The 3931-nt window shown below is 64.9% G+C and carries 2 protein-coding genes and 1 pseudogene; all 3 read right to left on the minus strand.

Going from position 1 to position 3931, the window contains the following annotated elements:
• Window positions 1–64: 64 nt before the first annotated feature.
• Window positions 65–979, minus strand: coding sequence for an ArdC family protein (locus tag V7E26_RS29525; protein WP_324422916.1), 915 nt, complete (start codon window positions 977–979; stop codon window positions 65–67).
• Window positions 980–1010: 31 nt separating this feature from the next.
• Complete coding sequence (locus V7E26_RS29530; RefSeq protein ID WP_275230849.1) at window positions 1011–3236, minus strand: integrase; 2226 nt, start codon at window positions 3234–3236, stop codon at window positions 1011–1013.
• Window positions 3233–3931 (minus strand): annotated as a pseudogene (locus tag V7E26_RS29535) (hypothetical protein); the annotation flags it as partial. The pseudogene V7E26_RS29535 and the gene V7E26_RS29530, both read right to left, overlap by 4 nt.

Here is a 3931-nt window from a genome sequence, read left to right on the forward strand (position 1 = left end):
TCGGCGATATATCCTGACAGTCCAGCCCCAATCTGACTTCCGACGTCAATTTTCCGGACGCGCGTCACGCCGCCAATTCCTCGGGTTGAGGTTGCTGGGCGTGCATCCAGTCGGCTGCGGCTTGTGCCTTGCTGGCGGCGGTGAAGATGGCGCGAGGGTCGTCCTTCAGCACGCGCAACCACGATGCCACGTATGCGGCATGATCGGCGCGCGGATGGTGGGCGATCCCGAGGTCAGCGAGCACGAACGAAGCTGTCAGTTCGGCGCAGATCTCCTCGATCGCCAAGCTGTCGCGCTTGAACCTCTCGGCAAAATTGCGGTCGAGCCTGTGCTTTGCGCCCGTAGCGTGGCCGGCTTCGTGCAGAAGGGTGCCCATCTGCGCCGATGCATCCCGGAACGTCGAAAAGGCTGGCATGAAGATGTGATCGAGATCGATCCGGTAGTGCGCATCATAGGCGCCCTCGGTGATCGGGATCTTGAGGGCCGCGACGAAAGCTTCGGCGTGCTCGAACCGCTCGCTCTCGGGCAATACCGCGACAGGAGCGGGTTCATAGCCCTCGACCTGTGCGAGGTTGAACACGGTGAAGGCCCGGGCGAACATGCGGCCGGGGCCGGCTTCGCCGTCGTCATGATCATCGTCGGCGCGTGATGCGGTCTGCTTCCAGAACACGACGGTGGTTCCGCGTTCCCCCTTGCGGACCTGTGCGCCGAGCGCTGCCCACTGGCGATAGGTCCCCCAAAGACCACTGGAATAGCTGCTAGCTTCAGCGGCAATCCAGAGCGCCAGCACATTGACACCGCGATAGCGACGGCGGGAGGTGACGTTCTGCGGCCTCGTCGTGGCAGCGCCATCATGGTGCCAGGGCATGCGCCAGTCGCCTGCGCCTGCTTCGATGGCGGAGACAATCTCGGTGGTGATGCGCGAATAGACGTCAGCTCGCGGCGTCGCAGGGTGGGATCGGAACATGGCGGTCTCCACGTCGGGCGGAGGGAAACTCTCTTCCGCTCCTTCAGCCCGTCACCCGAAAACCAGCCTCCTCTTCCTCTCCCGCCATGCCGCTATGAGGTGTGGCGGCACCGGGCGCGATCTGCTCGAGGAGACGCTCGATCCTTGCCACCTCGGCCTGAAGCGTTACCCGCTGCGGTTCTGGAAGCCGCTTCTCGCGCAGCAAAAGCCGCGCCTCGTCAGCTCCGCGCTGCCAGGCCGGGCGATGCCGTTCGACAATACAGGCGTTGGGGCAGCGGACCGGCTCGCACATGGCGATCATTGGTCCGGTGGCACCCGGTTCCGAAATCCGGTTGAGGCAAAGGGCCGTTGCCGGATCAAAGAAGCAATCGGCCAGCGGGCCGACATGCAATGTCCGCGCGAGACTGCCGAGCATCGTGCGCAGGCGTGGCCGGTCGGCAATCATGGCGGGTAGCGGCGCCAACTCGTGGCCAACAGTATCGAGTGCGGCTCCGATCCTGTTCGCGGCAGGTCCGCCAAGACGCGCACCACCCTGCCGCTCGTCGAAGTAGACGAGGATATCGTCGATCTGCCCAAGCGCGCGTTGGGCTTCGATTTCTCCCCGAAATCCGGACCGGCTGCTGCCGGCATAGCCTTCGAACGCCGCAACGCTGGCGTGCTTGTACTGGATCATGCCGGCAATCGTCCCAAAGGGCCGGTTGGCGATGTGCCAGGCGATGGTCCGGCGAAACTGGCGAGTGGTCAGGCGCCAGGGCGCGCCATTGGGTCCGACAGGGATGATCGGTGCCTGCGCCGTTCCGAACCGGTCGTTGAGATGATCGCGATACCGGTTGAGTTGCCGGACGATCTCGGCAGAAATGTGCGTCTTGGTGTTGGCCCGAAGCGCGAGGACCGGCCACAAGGTCGTTGTTCCGCGCGCTTGCCCCGCCCGCGCGGAAAGCCGTTCGAGGACGGCGATGGCTTCGGCGACCGGCGCGATCGTGACCCACTCGGTCTCCTCGCCGCCCCCGCGCTTGCCCTTGTAGGCGGTGGACTTGATGCGATGCCGCAAGATCGCACCGTCTTCTGCTCTGGTGATGGACAGGCATCCCCGCTTCATCGCCTGGATCTCGCTATCTCGCATGCCTGAGAGATAGGCACAAACGACGTAGGCTGCCGACTGCAGCATGACCTCTTCGAGAGCCAGGACCTTGGCGTCGAAGCGGGTGCGCCAGGGCAGGCCGGTATCGGGATCGGCCGAAATGGGCGTATCCATCCCGCCGATCTCGGTGCCGAGTTCTGCAATGGCGGCGGCGATGAGGTCCGGCGCGCCGGTGGTGAGGCCAAGGTGCATGGCAGGTTCGGCCTGCGCATCGATGCCGGCATGGAGGTGAATCAGGTGGTAGTTGATCGGCGGCGTGACTTCGCCGCTTTGCGGATCTGTCCGCGTTGTGCCGTTGTGTGGGGTGGTCCAGATCGGAACCCCGCGCCGTTGTCGCCGCAAGGCGGCAATATAGGTGTTGAGGCGTTTGCGTTGCCGCGACCGTCGATCAGCATGATCAAGACCCGCCTCAGCGGCAACCAAACGGTCTCGCGTTGCTTCGAGGCGATCGAGTTCCGCCCGCGCGGCGAGGATGTCATCTGCATAGCAGGTCACGTAGCGCAGCGACCAGGCGAGCAGCGGGGTGATGATCGGTTCCGGAATGCGCGGCGTCCGGTTCTCTCCGGCGATATGCTTTGCTCCCGCCACCGAAAACGGGCTGCGCCCGGGCCATGGCTCAAAGGACAGGCACGCAGTCGGCAGATGGTGCCGCAACTCATGCAGGTCGAAGATTATCCGCAGCAGCGCTGCCGCCGCAACCGGACGCTGTCCGGCAAGGCGCAAAGAGCAGGCGTAGCGATCGGCCAAGGCCTGATCGACCCGGCCGAGATCGAAACGACCCAGCTGAGCCTTTACGAAGTCGAAAAAGCGCAAGGTCCGGTTGGCCTCGCCGCGCACTCCCGCCGGCTCAAGCCGAGAACGGTGCCCGGGCAAATCGACATTGAGCCGCGCATGGAGAATCTGGCGCAGGGCATCGGCGATGGATGGGTCGTCGATGCCGTCAAAATGTACCGTGACATGGCAGCGCCGGGCATTGTCGCGAAACACGCCGGGAGCCAGATCCCAGACCGGATCGCCGTATCGCGAGATATGCGCGCGATCGAAGCCGGGGCGCAGCGGTGCGGACAGGAGCACCGGGAGGGCATCACGTTCATCGCAGCCCTCCGCCAGAACCTGGAGGGCGGTCATGCGCGGGCCTCGGGCGGCAGATAAACCGTGGGAGGCTCGGCCGTGACCTGCGCCCGGGCCCTTGCCACCACGTCGTCGCCGAAGGCGGGCAGTATCTGCTGAACGATGCGGTCACGGGCATGGCCGAACTTGGCTGCCCAATCGGCCGCGCTCAGGCCGGCTCGCTGATCATCGACGAAGGAGAGGAACGCGAGGATGGCGGGAAGCTTGCGCGCGGTGATGACCGCGTTGCGACAATCTAGGCACCCCCAGAACGGCGTGGGACACGCGGTACCGGCAGATGTAAAGGGACTGGAATAGAAGTTGCCGCAGCTGGCAAGCCAGACGTCCTGTTCGCCGTCGAGAAGTGCGCGCGAGACGCCTTCATCATCCGGAGTGGGGCTCGCCAACTCGCCGCGCAGTCGCTCTTCCTCTGGAGGAAGAAGGATCCTTGGCCCGGCCAGCGCTTCTTCAAGGGCATCCGCCACGGTCTGCTCGTGCAGCGGTCTGAGGGCCGGAATATCGGCGTAGTGCCGTGCCGCGATCTGGACGGTATGGCCGACGGCGAAGCGGGCCATGTGCCCTTCGGTCTTGAGGTACCACAAGGCCTTGTGTGTCTTGCGTAGCTGCGAGAGGCGCAGGAATAGCGGTCGACCGGCGTCATCGACAATGCCGTGACGCTGCGTCCAGGCGTCGATCGTCATGCGCGGATGGCG

It is taken from the genome of Bradyrhizobium sp., from assembly GCF_036735945.1.
Taxonomy (GTDB): Bacteria; Pseudomonadota; Alphaproteobacteria; order Rhizobiales; family Xanthobacteraceae; genus Bradyrhizobium.

Bases quoted from the DNA above. Each gene is read 5' to 3' on its own strand.
- V7E26_RS29530 (WP_275230849.1), bottom strand. From the start codon at position 3,236: ATGACCGCCCTCCAGGTTCTGGCGGAGGGCTGCGATGAACGTGATGCC.